The sequence below is a fragment of the Blastococcus sp. SYSU D01042 genome, from assembly GCF_054050515.1.
In genome coordinates, this window is the sequence record NZ_JBJGZM010000006.1 from 14947 (window position 1) to 34740 (window position 19794).

Here is a 19794-nt window from a genome sequence, read left to right on the forward strand (position 1 = left end):
TCAGGCCGGCGGGCCGCCGAGGAGCAGCTCGCGCAGCAGGTGCAGCGCCATCGTGACGGACCGGTCCCGGACCGCGGTCCGGGACCCGCGCAGCCGCAGCGCCCGGGTCAGCCGCGCGTCGGGGCCGACGACGCACAGGTGCACGGTGCCGACCGGCTTGTCCTCGGTGCCACCGCCCGGGCCGGCGATCCCGGTGATGCCGATGCCGACGTCCGCGGCGAACCGCGCGCGGGCGCCGTCGGCCAGCGCGGCCGCGACCTCGGCGCTCACGGCGCCGTGCTCGGCGATCAGCGCGGCCGGGACGCCGACCAGCTCCTCCTTGGCGCTGTTCGCGTAGGCCGCGACCCCGCCGAGCAGGTAGGCCGACGACCCGGCCCGGGCGCTGAGCCGGCCGGCCAGCAGCCCGCCGGTGCAGGACTCCGCCGTCGCGACGGTCAGCCCCCGGTCGGTCAGCGCCGTGGCCACCAGCTCGTCCAGGTCCGGGCCGGTGGAGAACACCGTGTCCCTGTGCCGCTCGGTGAGCGCCGCCAGCAGCCGGTCGTAGGCGGGCTGGGCGTCCGGGGCGAACCGGGTGACGATCTCCAGCTCCCCCTCGCGCAGGCAGGTGGTGATCTCCAGCCCCCGGAGCCCGTCCTCCGCGTCGCGCAGGGTGGCGGCCAGCTGCGCCTCGAGGGTGCCCCACATGCGCACGGTCTCCTGGCGGAGCTCCGGCGCACCGGTGAGCAGCGCTGCGACCGGCCCGGCGGCCAGCGCGGCCGGCCACATGCCGCGCAGCTCCCCCGGCGGGCCGGGGAGCACGACGACGACCGGGCCCGTGCGCCCCTCGGCCGGCGGGACGACGAGCCCCGGCGCCGTGCCGACGGGCGCGAGGACGACGGCGCCCTCGGGCACCCGTGCCTGCTTGCGGACACCGGCCGCCGTGGACGCGGCGTCGGCCCGCCAGCCCCGCCAGGCCATGAGCCGCTCGACGATCGCGCCGATGCGCTGCTCGAGTTCCGTGTCCACCGCCGAGGAGCGCCCCTGGAACGCGCCGACCACCTCGGCGGTGAGGTCGTCGGCGGTGGGCCCCAGCCCCCCGGTGGTGAGCACCAGCGGTACGCCGGTGCGGGCGAGGAAGCCGAGTGCTGCGTCCAGGTCGTCGGGCCGGTCGCCGACCACCACCACGTGGCCGACGTCGACGCCGAGCTCCCGCAGGCGCTCCGCGAGCCAGGGCCCGTTGGCGTCGGCGACGCGGCCGGTGAGGACTTCGGTACCGGTGACGACGATGCCGGCGCGGATGCTCACCCGCCCGACCCTAGGACGGCGCCCGTCGGTGCGCCCGGCCTGCCCGCCGGCCCACCCCCGTTACCGTGCGGAGGACGATCCGGCCTCGACGGCCGACCGACCCGCGCGAGGAGGACCCGTGAGTTCGCCGACCGATCCCCAGCCGACCGACGGTGCCGCCGTCCGCACGTCGCCCCCCACGCAGGAGATCCCCGTGGTCGCGCCGGCGACGGCCGCACCGCAGCTGCCTCCGCACCCCGCAGCCACGACGCCGGCTCCCGTGCAGACCGTCCAGCCGACCGGGCCGGTCGGCGTCGTGCCCGGCCTGCCGGGCCCCCTCCCGCCTCCGCCGGCGCCTGCGTCGCCCGCCTCCGGGTCCTCCGCCGTCGGAGCGACGGCGTCCTCGGCCGAGAGCACCGCGGTGCTGCCCGACGCGTCCGCGACCGGCCCGGTGCCGCCGGTCGACGGGGGACCCGCCGCGGAGCAGCCGCGCACGCCGGCCCGCCGTGACCGGACCGCGCTCGTCGCGCTCGGCCTGGTCGGGGCGGCCCTCGTGCTGCTGGAGCTCGGCCTGGCCCTGCGCTTCGGCGGGGAGTCGTTCTGGTCCGACATCCCGCTGTGGTCGGCCTTCGCCACGCTCTGCACGCTGCTCGGCCTGGCCGCCGCGGCGGCCGTGCTGCCCGGCGGCGGACGGCTGGACGCGGCGACCGGCTGGCGGGTCGCAGCCGGCGGCCTCACCGGGCTCGCCGTCTTCTGGCTGCTGGTCGCGCTGCCGGTCGTCGCGAGCGACCGCGGGTTCCTGCTCACCGCCGCCCTCGGCTGCCTCGGCGGCGCGCTCTGGCTGGGGTCCGGCCGCTCCCGCTGAGCGCCGGCGCGGTCAGCCCTTCCCGCGGCCGCCGTTCCCCTTGCCGTTACCGTTCCCGTTCCCGTTGTTGTTGCCGGGCCCGGTGGGCGGTGTCCCGGCTCCGCCGCCGGGACCGGCCGGCGCCGCTCCGGACGGTTCGTCGGCCGGGCCCGGCGGGTCGGCCGGGAGGACCGGCACCTGCTCCGGCGCGGGCGCCGGTGCGGGCGCAGGCCCGGGGGCCGGTGCGACCGGGGCCGGTACCGGGACGTCGCCTGCGCCGACGTCGGTGACCGCCGTCGTCGGGTCGGCGGCGGCTGTCCCGACGGCGTAGGTCAGCGTCACCAGGGTGCCGCGGTCCAGCGTCCCGGTCGGGCTCACGCCGGTGACGGAGTCGGCGGCCGCGGCGGCAGCCGGGTCGGCGACGCGCTCCACCCGCAGCCCCAGGCGGCCCAGCTCCGCCTCGACCTCGGCGACCGGCCGGCCCAGGTGGTCGGCGGCGGCGAGCAGCACCGGGGCCGGCGCCTCCGCAGCGGCGGCCGCGGGTGGGGCCGCGTCCCCGGTGAGCTGCAGGACGCCGAGGCCCGCGCCGGCCGCGCCCACGAGCAGCGCCGTCAGCGGCGCGAGGACGCGGGACCGCCGCGGGGCGCGACCACCCGGCGCTCCGACCGGCAGCGGGCTGGTGCCCGGGGGCAAGGGAGGCAGCGGCCGGCCGGCGAGCACGTCGTCGACCGCGTCCCGGAAGGCGGCGCCGTCGGGCAGCCGCCGGGCCGGGTCCTTCGCCATGGCGTGCGCCAGCAGCTCGCGCACCGGCCCGGGGACGTCGTCGGGCAGCGGGTCGGGGGTGTCGCGCAGCTGGCTGAGGGCGATCTGCACGGAGTTCTCGCCGTCGAACGCCCGCCGGCCGGCCAGGCACTCGTAGCCGACCAGGCCGAGGGCGTAGACGTCGCTGGCCGCGCTGGCCCGCGCGCCGGCCGCCTGCTCCGGGGACAGGTAGTGGGCGGTGCCCACCACCTGGCCGGTGCCGGTGAGCGGCACGCTGGACGCCGATACCGCGATCCCGAAGTCGGTGATCTTCACCGTCCCGTCCGGCGCGACGAGCACGTTCCCCGGCTTGACGTCGCGGTGCACCAGGCCGGCCGCGTGCGCGGCGGCGAGGGCGTCGGCGGCCTGGCGCAGCAGCTCCAGCACGCGGGGCGCGGGCAGCCGCGGCTCGCGGGCGAGCAGCCCGGCGAGCGACTCGCCCTCCACCAGCTCCATGACGAGGAAGGCCAGGCGCTCGCCGGTCAGGCCGTCCTCGAGCTCGCCGTAGTCGTAGAGCGTCGCGATGCCGGGATGGGCGACCAGCGCGGCGTGCTGGGCCTCCGCGCGGAACCGGGCCAGGAAGGTGGGGTCGCCGGTGAACTCGCTGCGCAGCACCTTCACCGCGACCGCGCGCGAGAGCACGGTGTCGCGGGCGCGCCACACCTGGCCCTGGCCGCCGGTCGCCAGCAGGGTGCCCAGCTCGTAGCGGCCGCCCAGCAGCCGCCGTCCGGGCTCCGCCACCGACCTCACCCTCCTCCGTCGTCCCCTGTCGTACCCGGCCGGGGCCGGTCCCGCGACCGCGGTCCTACGGAGGTGTGACGGGGCTGCTCGCCGTGGTCGTCGTCGGGGTGGCCGGCGCGGACGACGACGGCGGGGTCGACGGCGGGCTGGGGGGCGTGGACGGCGACGACGGCGACGACGGCGGCGTCGTCGTCGGGGTGCCCGGCGTCGTCGGGGGCGTGGTCGGCGTGGTCGGCGTCGTCGGCTTCGCGGGCGTGGACGGCGCGGGCTGGCCGGCCTCGAGGGTCGGCTCGGTCGCCACCGGCACCTCGCTCGCGCTCTCCTCCGGCGGGGCGACCGGCTCGGGGACCACCTCGACGACCTCGGCGGACGGCGAGCCCGACCCGCCCCCGGTGCTCTGCCCGGTCCGGGGGACCGGGACGGCGTACCGGACGAGGACGACGTCGCCGGCGCGCAGCTGGCGGCCCGTGGGCGAGATGCCGGTGACCAGGTCCCGGGGCACCTCGGCGGTGGGCTCGGCCCGCAGCTCCACGACCAGGCCCAGGGCGGTGAGCCGGTCGGCGACCTCGTCCACCGGCTCCCCGACGTGGTCGGCGGCCGTCAGCAGGATGCTGGTGCTGTCGCGCTGCTCGGCGGCCACGGCCGTGGACTGCGGGGGGCCGTCGGAGACCGCCTGGAGCACGCCCGCGGCGATGCCCGCCCCGGCGAGCAGCGCCACCAGGGGCAGCAGGGCCACCGCGAGCCGCCGGCCGCGGCGGCGGACCGGAGGCCCGGTCACCGTCGCGCCGGACGCGGGACCGAGGGCGGGCGGCGGCAGCACGGCGACGTCCTGCGTCGGGGGTGCCGGGGGCGGCGCCGCGAGCTCCCGGCCGGCGAGGACGTCGTCGACGGCGGCGCCGAACGCCGCCCCGTCCGGGAGGCGGCCGGCCGGGTCCTTGACCAGCGCCCGCGTGATCAGCGTGCGGAGACCCGGCGGGAGCTCGCCCGGAAGCGGCTCGGGCTCCTGGCGGACCTGCTTGAGCGCGATGGTGACGGCGTTGTCGCCGTCGAAGGCGGGGTGGCCGGTGAGGCACTCGTAGCCGATGAGGCCCAGCGCGTAGACGTCGCTGGCCGGGGACGCGAGCTTGCCCTCCGCCTGCTCCGGCGAGAGGTACTGGGGGGTGCCGATGACCTGGCCGGTGCGGGTCAGCGGGACGCTGCGCGCGGACCAGGCGATGCCGAAGTCGGTGATCTTCACGCTGCCGTCGGCCCGCACCAGGATGTTGCCGGGCTTGACGTCCCGGTGGACCAGCCCCATGCGGTGCGCCTCGGCGAGGGCGAAGGCGGTCTGCTGCAGCAGCCGGAGGGTGGTCTCCGGGCCGAGCGCGCCCTCGCGGGCCAGCAGCGCGGACAGCGGCTCGCCCTCGACCAGCTCCATGATCAGGTAGGCCAGCGTCTCGCCGGTCCCGTCCTGGGCGGTCTCCTCGCCGTAGTCGAAGACGGCGGCCACGTTCGGGTGGCTCAGCGACGCCGCGTGCTGGGCCTCGGCCCGGAAGCGGGCCAGGAAGCTCGGGTCGCCGGTGTACTCGCTGCGCAGTACCTTCACCGCGACCGACCGGTGCAGGGCGACGTCGACACCCCGCCAGACCTGGCCCATGCCACCGGCCGCGATGAGGGAGTGCAGCTCGTAGCGGTCGCCCAGGCACCGTCGTCCTGGTTCGACCACGGTGGCCACTCCTCGTCAGCATCCGGCCGGCTGGTGCACGGGGACGACGGTGCGCGCCCCCGCCCCCACGGTGTCCAGACCCGGCCGGGTCTACACATGGGAGGGCCGGTCCCCATCGTCGCCCGGCGATCCGGCGGCACCGCCGGCAGCGGGGGGTGACCCGGGCGACTCCGCGGCGTGCCCGGCGCGTCGGCTGCGCAGCGTGCACGGAGGGCCACGGTGGTCCGCGCCCGCGCGCAGGGCTCCGCGCGCGCAGCCGGCCGTGGCAGGGTGGCTGCGGGGCGGCCGCCCCGACGACCACCCGGAAGGCGGACGACGATGCCCGAGACCGTGACCAGGGAGGACTCCGCCGGGGTCGCCACCCTCACCATGCTGCGGCCCGGGCTGTCCACCGCCTCGCGCCGCGAGCTGCTCGCGCACGTCCGCGACGTGGCGGCCGACGACGCGGTGCGCGCGGTGCTGCTCACCGGCACCGGGCGTGCGTTCTGCGTCGGCCAGGACCTCAACGAGTCCCGGGCGCGGCGGGAGGGCGCGGTGGACCTGCCGGAGGACCCCGACGCCCCGTTGCCCGTCCTCGTCGAGGAGTACAACCCGCTGATCCTGGCCCTCTCCCGGCTGCCGGTGCCGCTCGTCGTCGGCATCAACGGCGCCTGCGCCGGCGCCGGGATGGGCGTGGCCCTCACCGGCGACCTGCGGGTGGCCGCGGCCGGCGCGAAGTTCACCACCGCGTTCGCCGGGGTGGGGCTGTCCAGCGACTCGGCGGTGGCCTCCCGGCTGGTGCACTGCGTGGGCGGGGCGCGCGCGACCGAGCTGCTGCTGCTCCCCGAGCCCTTCCTCGCCGAGACCGCGGCGCAGTGGGGCCTCGTGCACCGGGTGGTCGCCCCCGAGCAGGTGCACGCGGAGGCGTTCGCGCTCGCCGCGCGGCTGGCCGCCGGCCCGACGGTCGCCTACCGGGCGATCAAGGCGGTGCTGGCGACGGCGGCGACGGACTCCCTCGAGGAGACCCTGGACCTGGAGGCCCGGCTGCAGGTGGTGGCGGGGCGCACGGCGGACCACCGGGAGGCCGTCGACGCCTTCCTCACCAAGCGGGAGCCGGTCTTCACCGGTCACTGACCGGAGGCGGACCCGGGCCGCCCGCGACCGACACGGGTCCGGGGCGTCGCACGGGGGTGCTCCCGGCGGCTCCCGGTGCCAGGCTGCGCCACGTCGGCACCGACGGAGGAGGACCGTGGCAGAACCGGGCAACGAGACGCCCCCCTCCCCCGCCCGCCCGCCGGCCGGGCTGCGGCCCCGGGTCCCGGAGCACCGCCCGGCGCCGGCCGCGGGCCCACCGCCCCGGCCGGGCGTGGGCACCCGGCTCCCGCCCCCCGAGCGCGCGGCGGCCCCGCGCCGGCCGCGGGCGCTGCGGCTGTCGGTCCTGGGCTGGGTCCTCGCGGCGGTCGCCGGTGGCACCGGCGTGGCGGCCGCGCTCGCCGACGGCGACGCGCTGCGCCGGAAGCTCACCGCCGAGGCGACCGAGGCCGACCCCCAGCTCTCGGCGGACGCCGTCAGCGACGGGGTGTCCGCCACCACCGCGCTCGTGCTGGGCTCCGTCGGGCTGCTGAGCGTGCTGCTCCTCCTCTGGACCGCCGTGCTGCTCCGGCGGCGGCCGTGGGCCCGCTGGGCGCTGCTGGGAACCGGCGTCCTCGTCCTCGTCGCCGCCGACGTCGCGCAGAGCGTCGTCTCCGGCGGGTCCGACCTGGACCGGACCGCCTTCCTCGTGCAGGCCGCGCTCGTCGTGCTGGCCCCGCTCGGGCTGCTGTGGCGGTCAACCGGCCGCTGGCTGGGCGTCGGGCGCGGCCGATCCGACGGCTGACCCGGCCTCCAGCTCGGCCAGCAGCGCCTCCAGCTGCTCCACCACCGCGGCGACGGCGTCCCGCACCGCGCGGGGGGCGAGCGGGTCGGTCCCCCGCGCCTGCCACCGGTCCAGCGCCGCGCCGGCCACGGCCCGCAGGTCGTCGTCCGCCGGGTCCTCGCCCTCCAGCCCGAGCCGGGCGGCGGGAGCGGGGCCCACGGCGCCGAGCAGCCGCTCGCCCTCGGCCCGGAGGTCCTCGGGCAGAGCCGCGAGCACGCCGTCCGGGCGGCGCAGCGCGGTCAGCTCCACGGTGCCCCGCGCGCGCAGCCGCAGCCGCTCCAGCTCGGCCCACAGCTGCTCGTCGCCGTCGGCCGGGCAGGTCCGCAGCGCCCACTCGGCGACCGCCAGGGCGGAGTCCTCCTGCAGCTGCGCGCCCCGCGCGGTGAACTCGACGGCCATCCGCCGCTGCAGCTCCGCCAGGCCGCTGCGCCGGACCAGCTCCTCGGCGAGCACCTGAGCGCTGTCCACGCCGGCCCGGACCAGGGCGATCGACAGCCGCACCCCGAACAGCCCGAGCCGCTCGACCAGCGCGCGCCGGAGCTCCTGGGCCACCCCGCCGGGGACGTCGGGACGGCAGAACCGGTCGGCGGTCAGCAGCACCCGCTGCAGCTCGTCGGGCGGCGTGCCGGCCAGGCTGCGCAGCGCCACGAAGTCGCCGTGCCGCAGGGTCCGCCCGGCCATGCCCAGCAGGCCGGCCACCGGGAGCACCGACGGGCTCACCTCGGCCACGGCCGGGTCCGCGGCCATCCGCCGGGCGACCTCGCCGGCCTGCAGCAGCGCGTCCAGGCTGCCCGAGCCGATCTCGTCGGCCCGGGACAGCACGGTGATCGTCGTCGTCCCGCTGCCGGCGCGGGCCTGGACGCCGCGCAGCACCTCGACGTCCACGGCCTGCAGCTGCCGGGTGAGGAACAGGACGGCGTCGGCGCCGGGGAGGCCGTCGGCGGGCTCGAGGAAGCCGCGGGTGCGGGCGCTGAGGTCGGTGGACAGCGAGGCGATGCCGGGGGTGTCGACCAACGTCGCGGCGGCCAGGCCCGCCGTCGGCCAGTCCACGCGCAGGTGGTCCACGCCGTCGGCGTCCAGGTCGGCCAGGTCCAGCGCCAGCCCGCCGTCCACGCGGCGCACGGGGAGGTCGCGCTCCCCCTCGGGGGTGCGCGCCGCCACGCGGGGCCACTGCCCGTGCCGGTAGACGGTGACCAGGCGGGTGCACTCGCCGGCGTCGGTCGGCGCGATCCGCGCGCCGACCAGGGCGTTGAGCAGCGTGGACTTGCCCGCCTTGACCCGGCCGACCAGCGCGATCCGCACCGGCTCGTCCAGCCGCGCCCGGTGCTCGGCCAGCCGGGCGGCCACGGCCGGGTGCTCACGCCGCGCGTCCAGCGCGGCGTCCAGCAGCTCGCGCGCTCCCGCGGGGGCGGTCACCGCGCCGGCCCGCCGGTCGCGCTGAGCCGGCGCGGGGCGCCGGGCGGCGCCGGTGCGCCGCGCGAGGCCTCCGCCGCGCCGCGCCGTTCGGCCGCTGCGGGCGAGGCCGCGGGGCGGCGCACCTCCGCGGCCAGCGCGTCGATGCGCTCCAGCCGCGTGCGCAGGGTCCGCAGGCGGGTCGTCCGCTCCCCGGCCGCCTCCTTGGTCGAGCGCTGCGCGGCCCGGACCGCGTCGTTGAGCGAGGCCGTCATCTCCTCGACGGTGTCGCTCAGCAGGTCGCGCAGCGTCCGCTGCACGACCCGCAGCCGGTCCTTGAGGTGCTTGCTCACCTGGAAGACCACCTCGTCCACGTGCCGCCGCACCACGGACTTGGCCTCGGCCTGCCGCCGCTGGAGCCGCTGGGCCTTGTCGTCGTTGTAGGCCTTGCGGCCCAGCAGCACGCCGGCCGCCAGCGAGATCGGGTTGATCAGCGCCATGCCCGCGAGGCTGGTCGCCAGCCCGGTCATCAGGACGCCGGTGTACGAGCCGCGCACGCCGATGAGGAAGCGCTCGCGCAGCTGCAGGTACCCGTCGTCGATCTCGGGCAGGTCGATGACGCCGGCCAGCACGTCGGTGGCCTGGCCGATGGCCAGCTCAGGCACGATCGCCCCGCCGTCGCGGGCGAACTGCTCGACGACCTGGTCGGCGAGGTACTGGGAGCGCTGCTCGGCCCAGACGAAGCTGTCGGCGACGGCGATCTCGATCCGCTGCTGCAGCCAGCGGCTGAACTCCGGCCAGAGGGCACCCGGGTCGTCGGCGTCGATGGCCTCCTCGGCCTCCCGGGTGACCACGCGGGAGCGGTCCCGCAGGTCGTAGTCGATGTCGGCCATCAGGTCGGTCACGCCGTCGGCCAGCACCTGCTGCCAGCGCGAGGAGCGCCGGCGCAGCTGGTCCACCGAGGCGCGCGCCTCCTCGAGCTCACGCACCAGCGCCTCCTGCGCGGCGGGCTCCTCCAGCCCGGACAGCTCGGTGCGCGTCGCCAGCCGCAGGTGCTGGGTGACGGTGGCGACGTCGTGGGCCAGCGAGCGCGCGGCCAGGACCTCGGCCCGCGCCACGACCTGCTCGCGGAGGTGGCGCGCGAGCGCGCCCAGCCCCGACTCCGCCTGCAGCTCCGGGTCGTGGTGCTGGGCGGCGAGCAGCGCCAGGGCGGAGGACACCGGGAAGATCGGCGCGTCCAGGCCGTGGTCGGCCAGGTGCCGCCGGTCCAGCTCCGCGATCCGCCGCCACTCCGGGGCGACGTCGGTCTTGGTCAGCGCGCAGACGACGTTCGGGCACAGCGCAGCGGCCTGCTCCAGGAACGCCATCTCCGGAGCGGTGAACTCCTGGGTGGCGTCGGTGACCACCAGCACCGCGTCGGCGCCGGGCACCAGGTCCAGGGCGGTCAGCGAGGCGACCGCGCCCACGCCGCCGAGGCCGGGGGTGTCGACCAGCTCGAGGCCGCCCTCCAGGAGCTTCCGGGGGAGCGTCACCTCGATCCGCAGCGGGCGGTGCTCGTCGTCGGGGTCCGGCGGCCGAGAGGCCAGCGTGGACAGCGGCACGCGCTCGCGCGCCACGCCGTCCTCGGCCGGCGGCGCGGGGTCGGCCGGCGGGCGGACCAGCCAGGCGCGGGGCTCGGCGCCGCCCGCCACCACGGTGGGCACGACGGTCGTGACGTCGTCGCCGACCGCGCAGACCGGTGCGCCCACCAGGCCGTTGAGCAGCGAGCTCTTGCCCTTCTTGGGCTCCCCCACGACGAGCACCCGCACGCTCGGGCTCTGCACCCGCCGCCGGACCTCGGCCAGCCGGCGCTGCAGGTCGGTCCGCTCGCACTCCGCGGCCAGCGCGGCGGCCCGGTCGATCAGGTCGGTCCTCGGTTCGGCCATGTGCCCTCCTCGGGAGGTCGCCCCCGGTCTACCACCGGGTCCGCGGTCGGAACAGGGCACCGACCCCGGCCCCGGCACGGAGCCGGGACCGGGGTCGGTGGGGGTGCGGATCAGGCCGCGGGCAGCTCGGTCGTGTTGTCGGAGAGCAGCTCGTTGTCCGAGAGGATCTCGTTGTCGGACAGGAAGTCGCTCGACTGGTCGACGTCCTCGACGTCGTCGCCGGCGATGGCGACGTCGTTGCCGTTGAGCGAGTCGTTGACGACGACCGAGTCCTCGATCTCGTTGACGTCGTCACCGGCGACGTTGTTGCCGTTGAGGCTCTCCTCGATCACCAGCGAGTCCTCGTTGACGTCGTCGCCGGCGAAGTTGCTGTCGACGACCGACTCCTCGATGACGTCGTCGCCGGCCACGTTGTTGCCGTTGAACGAGTCCTCGATCTCGGGCGCGATGACGTCGTCGCCCGCGACGTTGTTGCCGTTGAACGAGTCCTCGACCTCGACGTCGACGTCGGTGATGTCGCCGCCGGCCAGCTGGTTGCCGTTGAGCGAGTCCTCGATCGTGACGTTCGTGGACTGGTCCACGTCGTCCCCGGCCACGGTGTTGCCGTTGAAGCTGTCGTTGACCACCGTGATGTCGTCGATCTCGACCTTCACGTCGTCGTCGCTGATGGTGCTGCCGCCGCTGGCGACGTTGCTGTCGACGACGTTGCCGCTGTTCACCGTGTTCCCGCTGTTCACGGTGTTCCCGCTGTTGACGTTCAGCGTGTCGTTGTCGTTGTACGTCGTGGTGTCGTTGTCCTCGTTGCCGCTGTTGATGATGTTGCCCTTGACGTCGTCACCGGCAGCGACGCCGCCCGGGCCGGCCACGACGTTGTCGTCGCCGGTGACCACCGTCGAGCCCGGCGCCGCCCAGATCGCGTTCTCGATGTCGATGTCGATGTTGTTCTCGATGTCGTACTCGACGTGCGAGTAGTTGTTCTCGACGTACCGGACGTTGTGGATGACCGCCGCCTCCTGGCCGTGGCCGGCGTAGTCGTGGCCCTTGTAGCCGTCGTGGCCCTTGTAGCCGCCGTGGTCGCGGTCGTGCCCGTAGCCCTTGTCGTCGTCGCAGTCGTCCTTGTCGTCGTGCCAGACCTTGTGCCAGTGGCCGTCGTCCTTGTCGCAGTCCTCGTCGCGCACCGGCTTGTGGCCGCCGTGGTGGCCGCCCCAGCCCTTGTCGTCGTCGTCGTCGTGCTTGCCCGGCCGGCCGTGGTGGCCCTTGTCGTCGTCGTCGTCGTGCTTGCCGGGGCGGCCGTGGTAGCCCTTGTCGTCGTCGTCGTGCCTGTCGCGCCCGCCGTAGCGGTAGGCCGTCGGCGACGAGTCGGCCATCACCGGCATCAGCGCGTGGACGGTGGCCGGGTCCACGTCGGGGAAGCCGGCGGAGGCCAGCGCGGCCTCCGGGTTCTCCTCGAAGGCCTTCGCCGCCTCCTCGTCGCGGAACAGCCCGAGGATGAAGTCGAGCAGGGTGCTCGCCACAGTGGTCATCGCGTGTCTCCTGGAGTTCGAGCCGTCCGCCGTCGGCCGGCTGGCGGAGGCAGTCAACGACCGGCGGGGCCCCGGGCTCATCGGGGGACGGTCCGGTGTCTGTGACCCGACGTTGGGGGATCCGCGGTCACCCATCGTTAGGGGCACCCGGGGTGTCGCCCCCCTCCACCGGCTGTTCGCCGGATCGGTGCGCCGGCGGGTGTCGGGCAGCGGGATCCGCGGGCTAGCTTCCGGCCCGGAGCCGACCCGCAACACCGCACGGGGGTGGCGGCCGCAACGCCAGGGGGTCTCATGGGCGAGGACGACTACGGACTGGGAGTGGACATCGGCGTCGCCGGTGTCACCGCGGTGGCCTGGTCGCAGGCGACGGACGAGCCCGAGCTCGTCCCGGTACCCGGAGGCGCCGGGCGCACGGCGCGGGTGATGGCCCGCGTGGGCAGCTCCGTCCCGCTGTACGAGGGCGGGCGGGGCCGTCCGGCCGCCGAGGTCGCCGCAGAGCTGGTGCTCGCCGCGCGGGACGCTGCCGAGGCGCTGCGGGGCCGCCCCCCGGCGCGGGTCGTCGTGACCGTCCCGCCGTCCTGGGGGTCCTACCGCAGCGAGCTGCTCGGCACCGCCCTCGCCGACGCCGTCGGCCCGGACGTCTCGCTGGTCTCGGGTGCCCTCGCGGCCACCTACGCCCACCTCCGCAGCGGCCGGCTGCCCCGCTCGGCCACCGTCGCCGTCCACGACCTGGGCGCCGGGACGCTGGACACCGCGGTGGTGCGCGCCACCCCCGGCGGCGAGGTCGAGCACGTGGGCACGCCCCCGGCCCCGCTCCCCTGGGGCGGCGCGGACGTCGACGACGCCCTGCTCGCGCACGTGCTGACGGCGCTGACCCCCACCGCCCCGCTCGACCGGGACGACGCGCAGGCCCTGCGGGACGCCGTGGTCGGCACCAAGGAGGCGCTGTCCTCCGACACGACGGCGGACCTCGTGCCGCCGCCCGCGGCCGGCGGGCCCGCCGACGGCCTCCGGCTCACCCGGGAGGAGCTCGACGAGCTGATCGCCCCGGGCGTCGAGCGGTCCGTCGAGGCGCTCGCCTCGACGGTGGACGGTGCCGGGCTGGCCCCCGCGGACCTGGACGCCGTCGTCCTGGTGGGCGGTGCAGCCCGGGTCCCCCTGGTGGGCGAGTGCCTGTCCGCGGCGCTGGGCCGGCCGCTCGTCGTCGACGCCGACCCCGAGCTCACCGCGGCGCGCGGAGCCGCCCGGCTGGCCCTCGCCCTGGCGGTCCCCGAGCAGGAGGCGGCCGCGCCGGTGCACCTCGTGCCCACCGGGACGAGCCGGGCCACCGCCCGCGGCGAGCTCGTCGCCCGGCCGCCGACGGCGCCGCGCCGCAGCCCGTCGCGTCGGCCGGCCGGCCGGCCCGGTCAGCGGACGACCGGGCGGGTCCTGCTCGTCGCCGCCCTGCTGCTCGGCCTGGTGCTGGTGGTGCCGACGCTGTCCGCCGCGCTGCTGTCCGGGGACGAGCCTGCCCTGGGCGCCCCGGTCGCCGCCGTGCCGGAGGCGGCCGCCGGGACCGCCGCTCCCGCCCCCGCCCCCCGGGCCGGCGGCTCGGGGAACCGCACGGGCACCGGCGGCGGCGAGGCGCTGCAGCCGGCCTCCGGTCGCCGTGACACCCGGTCGCCGGGATCGGCCGTCGCGCGGGTGGCCGGCTCGGCACGGGCCGCAGCCCAGCGGGTGGCCGCCGGCACGGCCGGCGCCGTCCGGGGCCTGCCCGCCGCCGGCAGCTCGTCGGCCCAGGCCGCCCGCTCGACCGCCGCTGCCCCGACCGGCACGACCCCCGGGGCCACGCCCCCGGCGGTGGCCTCCACGCCGGCCGCACCGGCACCGGGCACGGCGGCGGCCGCGCCCACGACCGCGGCTCCGGCGCCCACCACCCCGGCCGCGCCCACGACGCCGGCACCCCCCACGACCCCGGCGCCGGCGGTCACCCAGGCACCGCCGACCACCACCGCACCCCCGCCGCCGACCACCTCCGCACCTCCCCCGACGCAGGCGCCGTCCCCGGTCGTCCAGACCCCGCCGCCCACGACCGAGGCGCCGCCGACGACCCAGGCACCGCCTCCCCCGCCCCCGCCGGCACCCGAGCCCGAGCCCGAGCCCGAGCCACCGGCCCCCGAGCCGATCGCCGACCCCCCGGCGGCCGAGCCGGCCACGCCCGCGACCGCCGACCCGCCCGTGGCCACCGAGACCCCGGTGGCCCCGTGATCGCGGACCTGCACGCCTCGTCGGTCCTCGCGGCGGTGGGCGAGCGCCGGCCGGCGGGCGCTCCCGGCCACGTCGTCGTGGAGGGTCCGGGAGGCACCGGGAAGTCCGCCCTGCTGGCGAGCGTGGCCGAGTCCTACCGCGCCGCCGGGCTGCCGGTCGTGCACCTCGGCGCCGACCCCGCGCCCAACGTCGCCTCCGGCCGGTTCGCGGTGGTGGTCGACGACGCGCAGCGGCTCCCCGCGGCGGCGCTGCACCGGGTCCGCGCGCTGGCCGAGGACGCCGGGGCCCTGGTGGCCGTCGGCTTCCGGCCCTGGCCCCGCCCGCCGGCGCTCACCGAGCTGGTGCACGCGCTGGGCAGCGAGCGCCGGTTCGTCAGCCTCGGGCACGTCGACCGCGGCACCGTGCAGGGGTGGGCGCGGGACCGCTTCGGCGGGCCGCTGCCCCCGGACCTCCTGGACGCCGTCGTCGCCGCCACCGGTGGGCTGCCGGCGCTCGTCGAGCCGCTGCTCCGGTCGCTCGCGCACTCCCGCGGGGCGTCGTCCGGCGACGGCCGGCTGCTCGTGGACGACGCGGTGCTCGGCGTCGTCCGCGCCGCGCTGGGCACGGTCGACGACGGCACGCGGGCGCTCCTGCTGGCCGTGGCGACCGGCGCGCCGCTGGAGACCGAGGTCCTCGCCGACCTGGTGGCGGTGGCACCCGACCGCGTCGCGGAGCTGCTGCGGGGGGCGCGGGCCAGCGGCCTGCTGCTCGGCAGCGGCGCCCTCGTGCCCCTCGCGGCGCGGGTGCTCGGCGAGGCCACGCCGCCCGAGGTGCTGCGGGACCTGCGCCGACGGCTGCTGGACCTGCTCGTCGAGCGGGGCGACCAGCCGGTGGGCCTGGCCCGGCGGCTGGCGGCCGACCGCGTGCGCGACCCGCGGGCCGCGCAGCTGCTGGAGCGCCAGGCCGACCTCGCGCTCCGGTCGGACCCTGCCGCGGCACGTGAGCTGCTGGACGCCGCCGTCGCCTGCGGCTCCCCCGGTCCCTCCGTCGGCGCCCGCCGGGCGCAGGCGGCCGCGCTCGCCGGCGACTTCGACGCGGCGCTGCGGTGGGCCGACGCCGTGCTCTGCGACGAGACCGCAGCCGACCGTCCGCGGGCCGCGGGCGTGGCGGCCACCGTGCTGGCCCACCGCGGGCTCCCGGCGCACGGCGCGGAGCTCTTCCGGCTGGCCGGACCGCAGCGGGCGGGAGCCGTCGCGCTGGCGCTGCTCAGCAGCGGCGCCGCGACCGAGGCGCAGGCCGCCCTCGAGGCCCCGCGCGCGACCGCCGAGGTGCCCACCTTGCTCGCCGGGTGCGAGGAACTCATGGCCCGGGGCGTGCTGCAGTCGCTCCGCGCGGGCGAGGACGCCGACATCAGCGCCGCGCTCTCGACGCTCTCGCGGGCCGCCGCCCTGCTCGAGCCGGTCGGTCGCACCGCGCTGCTCCAGGAGACGCCGTCCGCGCTCGCGGCCCTGGTCGCCCTGCACTGCGGGGAGCTGGGCGTCGCGGAGTCCGTGCTCGAACGGGCCGTGGCCGCCGACACCGGTGGAGCGCCCAGCCGCGCCCGGCACCTGCTGCTGCTGGCCTGGGCGGCGATGCTGCGCGGCCGGCTCAACCGCGCCCGCGAGCACCTGCTCCGCGCGCAGGACCCCGAGCACTCGATGGAGCCGCGCGACGAGCTCTACCTGCAGGCCCTCGACGTCGGCCTCGCCCGCCGCAGCGGCGACGCCCCGGGTCTCGCGGCGGCCTGGAGCCGGGCCCGCGAGGCGCTGCTGCGGTACCCGATCGACCTGTTCAGCCTGCTGCCGCTGGGCGAGCTGATGATCGCCGGGGCCCGGCTGGGCGAGAGCGACCGGATCGCGCCGAACGTGGCCGACGCCCAGGCGCTGCTCGCCCGGCTGGGCTCCCCGGAGCTCTGGGCCACGCCGCTGCACTGGAGCGGCGCGCAGGCGGCCATCCTGGTCGACGACCCGGTGGCGCTGCGCCCGCACGCCACCGCGCTCGTCGCCGCCGCCCGGACCAGCCCGTACGCGGCGAACCTGGCGCGGGCGGGCCGGTGCTGGCTGCGGGTGCTCACGGGCGACATCGACGCCGCCGGCGTGGAGACCACGGCGCAGGACCTGGCCGCGGTGGGCCTGGCCTGGGACGGCTCCCGGCTGGCCGGGCAGGCGGCGGCGCGCACGCTGGACCCGCGGGCCCGCACGGCACTGCTGTCCTGCGCCCGGGCGCTCGCCGAGGCGCACGACCTCGAGGCGGCCGCGCCCGCCGCGGCCCCCGCGGGCAGCGGGCCCGCGCCGGCGGGCACGGGCCGGCTCAGCGAGCGGGAGCGGGAGGTGGCCCGCCTGGTGGTGGAGGGGCGCACCTACCGCGAGATCGGAGCCCAGCTGTTCATCTCGGCCAAGACCGTCGAGCACCACGTCTCGCGGATGCGGCACCGGCTCGGCGCCAGCAACCGCTCCGACCTGCTGGCCCGGCTGCGGCTCGAGGTCGCCCCGGGGCGCTGAGGGATGACCCGCGTCAGCGGGTGAGGACGGCGCACGCGGGGCACACGTCGGTGCCGGCGTGCGGCCAGGTGGCCTCGGGCACGACGCGGGCCAGCGCGCCGCAGACGGTGAGCTCGCAGGCGCCGTCCAGCTCGGCGACCGGGCGGTGCAGTTCCACGGCGTGCCAGAGCGCGGCGGTCGACCCGGTGGCCCGGCCCAGGGCCGGGGCGTGCGCGGTGGTCTGCAGCATCATGCGGATCGTGTCGGCACCCCGACCGGCCGGGCTGACGTCCCACCGTCGCCGTCCCACCCGCACGGGTGAGGACCTCCCGCACGCGGATGGGGCACCGCCGGGGCAGGATGCGGGCATGGAGCTGACCAAGCACGGCCACGCGTGCGTCGTCCTCACCGACGGCGACCGCCGGTTGGTGATCGACCCGGGCGCCTTCACCGACGCCGCCGCGCTCGAGGGCGCCACCGCCGTGCTGGTGACGCACGAGCACGCCGACCACTTCGTGCCCGACCGGCTGCGCGCGGCGCTGGAGGCCGACCCGGCACTGGAGATCTGGACGAACGGCTCGGTGGCGGCCGCGCTGGACGGCGCCGGGAACCGCGTGCACACGGTCGGCCACGGCGACGCCGTCACGGTGGCCGGGTTCGAGGTCCAGGTGCACGGCGAGCTGCACGCCGAGATCCACCCGGACGTCCCGCGCATCAAGAACGTGGGCTTCCTGGTCGACGGGGTGGTCTTCCACCCGGGGGACGCCCTCACCGTGCCCGACCAGCCGGTGGCGACGCTGCTGCTGCCCCTGCACGCCCCGTGGTCCCGGACGGCGGAGCTGATCGACTACGTGCGGGCCGTGGACGCCGACCAGGCGTACGCCGTCCACGACGGTCTGCTCAACGACACCGGGCTGGGCGTCGTCACCGGCCTGCTCGGGGAGCGCGGTCCGGGGACGCCCACGCCGCTGGCGCGGCTGGCGCCGGGGGACACGGTCGAGGTCTGAGCCCGACCGCGTTCCCTCGGCGCGAGGTCAGCGGACGGCGCCGCGCGACCGCTTCTGGGTGAGGCTCTCGGCCACGCCGATCAGCAGGACTGCGGCGATCACCGCGCAGACGAAGCCGATGACGTTGAGCTCCCAGATGTCACCGGTGCCGAAGAACTGCGCGATCAGGCCACCGATGAGCGAGCCTACGAGCCCGAGGGCGAGGGTGGCCAGGATCCCGAGGTTCTGCTTGCCCGGGACGATGAGCCGGGCGAGGGCGCCGATGATGAGTCCGGCGACGAGGAAGCCGATCACGTGTGGTGTCTCCTTGGTGTGGACGTGGGACCGGAGCCGCTCGGCGAGCGGCTCCGGAGCGCGCCGGTGAGGGCGCGCGGGACCCCCGGGGGCACGGTCGGGCCGGGGCCCGGCCGTGCCCCTGGGGGCCAGGGGTCAGCGGACGGCGCGGTTGTTGCGTCCGGTGAGGGTCGAGGCCGCCACCACCAGCACCGCGGCGACGATGATCGAGATGATCCAGCGGATCCAGTCGATGCCGTCGGTCGCGTCGACGCCGAGCGCCGCCGCGAGGTAGTAGCCGATGAGCACGCCTGCGATGCCGCAGAGGACGGTGAGCCACAGGGGCGTGTTGTCCCGTGCGCTCGGGGCGACGAACTTGCCCAGCAGGCCGATGATGACGCCCGCGACGATCAAGCCGATGATCTCCATGACCAACTCCCGAGTTCTGTCGACCGGCGCTCTCCCCCGGCACGGTGCCGGGTGCGCTTCCGGTGCACGACAGGAGCGGTACCCGGAAGTCGATCAGGAATGCACCGGTCGCCCGTTCGTGGGCCTTTCGTGATCTTCAGTCACTCCGGGTGAGCGCCGCGACGTGTGCGGGCACCTTGTCCAGCTCGGACTCGACCGTCCGCCGGACCATCGTGCGGGCGGCCCGGCCCAGCAGCCGGCGGGACAGCCGGCCACCGCCGCGGGGCTCGTGGGAGACCGTCATGGTCACGCGGGTGCCCCCGCCGGCGGTGTCCTCCAGTTCGATGCGCGTCGTCCACGTCTCGGGCGTCAGCTCCAGCTCGGTGGCGACCAGGCGGGAGGGCACCCACTCGAGGATCCGCCCCTCCGGCGCACCCGCGGGCGGCTCGCCGTCGAGTCGCCCGGACACCGCCACGAACGTCGTCCGCCGGCCGGTGCCCGTGACGACGTAGGAGACGTCGCAGACCGGGCAGTAGGGCCGGAGCACGGCCAGGGCCTGCCACACCTGCGCGCGCGGTTCGGGCACCTCGCGGGTGCCGGTCGCCGAGCTCATGGCGGCGAACGTACCCGGGGCCGGTGGGACGGCTGGGGGCGGCGGTTGGCCGATCGGGCGTCGGCATCGCAAGATGCCCCGGTGACCGAGACGCCGGGATGCCGGAACCGCCGCTGGGAGGCCACGCACCGGCGGATCTTCGCGGTCGCGCTGGACCTGTTCGAGGACCTCGGGTTCGACAAGGTCAGCGTCGGCCAGATCGCCGGGAGCGCCGGGGTGTCGGTGCCGACCTTCTACGCGCACTACCCCAGCAAGGAGCACGTCGTCATGGCGCTGCCGACGGCCGAGCAGGTCCGTGCGCTGCTCGCTTCCCAGCCGGCCGGCCTCCCGGCGGCCGAGCGCGTGCGGAGGATGGTCTCGGAGAACCTCGCGCACATGCCGCCCGAGGAGGAGGAGCACCTGCTCAGGCGGTGGCGGCTCATCGCCGGTCACCCGCTGCTGCGCATCCGCGCCGCGGAGTTCGAGCGCGCCACGGCGGGGCTGACCCTGGAGGCGCTGCCGTCGGTCACCGGCGCCGCAGCGACGCCCGCCGAGGTCGTCCAGGTCGGTGCCCAGCTGGCCGCCTACACCGCGGGGCTGCTCGCCTGGGCCGACAGCGACGGCGAGCGCACGCTGGACGAGACCCTCGACGAGGCCTTCCGCGCGCTGTCCGGCTGAGCG

The 19794-nt window shown here is 77.4% G+C and carries 17 protein-coding genes; 7 read left to right on the top strand and 10 right to left on the bottom strand.

What is annotated here, in order from left to right; all coding sequences use genetic code 11:
- Positions 1–1284 carry a competence/damage-inducible protein A gene (locus ACI79H_RS12300; RefSeq protein ID WP_456554682.1) on the bottom strand — a complete coding sequence of 428 codons (1284 nt, stop codon included), beginning with the start codon at positions 1282–1284 and terminating at the stop codon, positions 1–3.
- Positions 1285–1402: 118 nt separating this feature from the next.
- Between ACI79H_RS12300 and ACI79H_RS12305 the strand changes: the two genes are divergently transcribed.
- Positions 1403–2128, top strand: a complete 726-nt coding sequence (locus tag ACI79H_RS12305; RefSeq protein ID WP_456554683.1) for a hypothetical protein — start codon at positions 1403–1405, stop codon at positions 2126–2128.
- Positions 2129–2140: 12 nt separating this feature from the next.
- On the opposite strand, the gene ACI79H_RS12310 is transcribed toward ACI79H_RS12305, so the two are convergent.
- Together ACI79H_RS12310 and ACI79H_RS12315 are read right to left on the bottom strand one after the other, a co-directional pair.
- The gene (locus ACI79H_RS12310; RefSeq protein ID WP_456554684.1) at positions 2141–3649 is read right to left on the bottom strand and encodes a serine/threonine-protein kinase; all 1509 of its coding nucleotides are present in this window, start codon (positions 3647–3649) and stop codon (positions 2141–2143) included.
- A gap of 64 nt (positions 3650–3713) precedes the next feature.
- Positions 3714–5354 carry a protein kinase domain-containing protein gene (locus ACI79H_RS12315; protein ID WP_456554685.1) on the bottom strand — a complete coding sequence of 547 codons (1641 nt, stop codon included), beginning with the start codon at positions 5352–5354 and terminating at the stop codon, positions 3714–3716.
- A gap of 318 nt (positions 5355–5672) precedes the next feature.
- On the opposite strand from ACI79H_RS12315, the gene ACI79H_RS12320 reads away from it, so the two are divergent.
- Together ACI79H_RS12320 and ACI79H_RS12325 are read left to right on the top strand one after the other, a co-directional pair.
- A complete protein-coding gene (locus ACI79H_RS12320) occupies positions 5673–6467 on the top strand; it encodes an enoyl-CoA hydratase-related protein (RefSeq protein ID WP_456554686.1) in 795 nt (264 codons plus the stop codon).
- A 115-nt stretch (positions 6468–6582) separates the two neighbouring features.
- Positions 6583–7209, top strand: a complete 627-nt coding sequence (locus ACI79H_RS12325) for a hypothetical protein (protein ID WP_456554687.1) — start codon at positions 6583–6585, stop codon at positions 7207–7209.
- Here ACI79H_RS12325 and ACI79H_RS12330 read toward each other — a convergent pair.
- The 3 genes from ACI79H_RS12330 to ACI79H_RS12340 form a co-directional block, all read right to left on the bottom strand.
- Positions 7162–8664 (bottom strand): dynamin family protein, encoded by a 1503-nt coding sequence (locus ACI79H_RS12330; protein WP_456554688.1) that lies wholly within the window; start codon positions 8662–8664, stop codon positions 7162–7164. The genes ACI79H_RS12325 and ACI79H_RS12330 overlap by 48 nt on opposite strands.
- The gene (locus ACI79H_RS12335) at positions 8661–10565 is read right to left on the bottom strand and encodes a dynamin family protein (protein WP_456554689.1); all 1905 of its coding nucleotides are present in this window, start codon (positions 10563–10565) and stop codon (positions 8661–8663) included. Before ACI79H_RS12335 ends, ACI79H_RS12330 begins: the two co-directional genes overlap by 4 nt.
- 110 nt (positions 10566–10675) lie before the next feature.
- Positions 10676–12088: an IniB N-terminal domain-containing protein gene (locus ACI79H_RS12340; RefSeq protein ID WP_456554690.1), complete on the bottom strand. Its 1413-nt coding sequence runs from the start codon at positions 12086–12088 to the stop codon at positions 10676–10678.
- Positions 12089–12379: 291 nt separating this feature from the next.
- On the opposite strand from ACI79H_RS12340, the gene ACI79H_RS12345 reads away from it, so the two are divergent.
- Complete coding sequence (locus ACI79H_RS12345) at positions 12380–14335, top strand: Hsp70 family protein (protein WP_456554691.1); 1956 nt, start codon at positions 12380–12382, stop codon at positions 14333–14335.
- On the top strand, positions 14332–16854 hold the full coding sequence (locus ACI79H_RS12350) for a LuxR C-terminal-related transcriptional regulator (protein WP_456554692.1): 2523 nt from the start codon (positions 14332–14334) through the stop codon (positions 16852–16854). The genes ACI79H_RS12345 and ACI79H_RS12350 overlap by 4 nt, the downstream gene beginning before the upstream one ends.
- Before the next feature lie 13 nt (positions 16855–16867).
- On the opposite strand, the gene ACI79H_RS12355 is transcribed toward ACI79H_RS12350, so the two are convergent.
- Positions 16868–17083 (bottom strand): hypothetical protein, encoded by a 216-nt coding sequence (locus ACI79H_RS12355; protein ID WP_456554693.1) that lies wholly within the window; start codon positions 17081–17083, stop codon positions 16868–16870.
- Between the two features lie 118 nt (positions 17084–17201).
- Here ACI79H_RS12355 and ACI79H_RS12360 point away from each other — a divergent pair, with 118 nt between their 5' ends.
- On the top strand, positions 17202–17840 hold the full coding sequence (locus ACI79H_RS12360; protein WP_456554694.1) for an MBL fold metallo-hydrolase: 639 nt from the start codon (positions 17202–17204) through the stop codon (positions 17838–17840).
- 27 nt (positions 17841–17867) lie between these two features.
- On the opposite strand, the gene ACI79H_RS12365 is transcribed toward ACI79H_RS12360, so the two are convergent.
- From ACI79H_RS12365 to ACI79H_RS12375, 3 genes are all read right to left on the bottom strand, one after another.
- Entirely contained in the window at positions 17868–18134 is a 267-nt protein-coding gene (locus ACI79H_RS12365; RefSeq protein ID WP_456554695.1) for a GlsB/YeaQ/YmgE family stress response membrane protein, read from the bottom strand.
- A gap of 135 nt (positions 18135–18269) precedes the next feature.
- On the bottom strand, positions 18270–18542 hold the full coding sequence (locus tag ACI79H_RS12370) for a GlsB/YeaQ/YmgE family stress response membrane protein (RefSeq protein ID WP_456554696.1): 273 nt from the start codon (positions 18540–18542) through the stop codon (positions 18270–18272).
- A gap of 136 nt (positions 18543–18678) precedes the next feature.
- Positions 18679–19134, bottom strand: a complete 456-nt coding sequence (locus ACI79H_RS12375) for an SRPBCC family protein (RefSeq protein WP_456554697.1) — start codon at positions 19132–19134, stop codon at positions 18679–18681.
- Between the two features lie 81 nt (positions 19135–19215).
- Here ACI79H_RS12375 and ACI79H_RS12380 point away from each other — a divergent pair, with 81 nt between their 5' ends.
- A complete protein-coding gene (locus tag ACI79H_RS12380; protein WP_456554698.1) occupies positions 19216–19791 on the top strand; it encodes a TetR family transcriptional regulator in 576 nt (191 codons plus the stop codon).
- Positions 19792–19794: the final 3 nt, after the last annotated feature.